Below are 639 nucleotides of genomic sequence, written 5' to 3' on the forward strand. Positions count from 1 at the left end.
GGGGACAGAGGTTCCTTTGGTGTAGCTGCTGATCTGTTCATTTTTCTCGCTTTGATAAAGCAAAATTGATTACCTCTCCAATTATGATCGAAGTCAAAATGATATAAAGCATCATAATATCAAACTTATATCCAAGGACGTAGAATATGCCTATACCTAAAGCATAACTTACTATAATCCCTACGTACCGCTTTAGTAATTTAGTCATGGTGTACAGCCTATAGGGGAGGGCTGTGAACTAAAGAATTTTCCGGTGTCAAACACGCCAGTTACTTTCGTCCGTGAAGCACTCTCATAAAATATCACATGATGTGCGTAAGGTATGACTCCACATGTTCGAGGATACGAATATTGATATACCGTAAAGTAAGCTACAGTATTCATCCCAGCCGAAATACTAATCACAGTAAGAATGGTTGAAACAGGTACTTTAGTAATCGTTGAGATGATCCCTGCACCTATAGAAATCCCTACATTTACCCAATTATAAGAATAATCAAACTTTCCAGCAAAAGTTCCACCAGAAGGAACATCGTTTAATGAAAAATCTGAATTAATTTCTTTAACCATTAATTCATCCTGCTTAACTCCATCAATCAGAAGTTTTTGATCTTGTAGGAAATATTCAATTTTAGTTGT

1 pseudogene is annotated in these 639 nt (G+C 36.2%); it reads right to left on the reverse strand.

Going from position 1 to position 639, the window contains the following annotated elements:
• Positions 1 to 204: 204 nt before the first annotated feature.
• A pseudogene (locus tag ACIFO6_RS24220) lies at positions 205 to 639 on the reverse strand (hypothetical protein); the annotation flags it as partial.

The sequence above is a fragment of the Paenibacillus sp. NRS-1781 genome (assembly GCF_050467745.1).
Taxonomy (GTDB): domain Bacteria; phylum Bacillota; class Bacilli; order Paenibacillales; family Paenibacillaceae; genus Paenibacillus; species Paenibacillus terrae_A.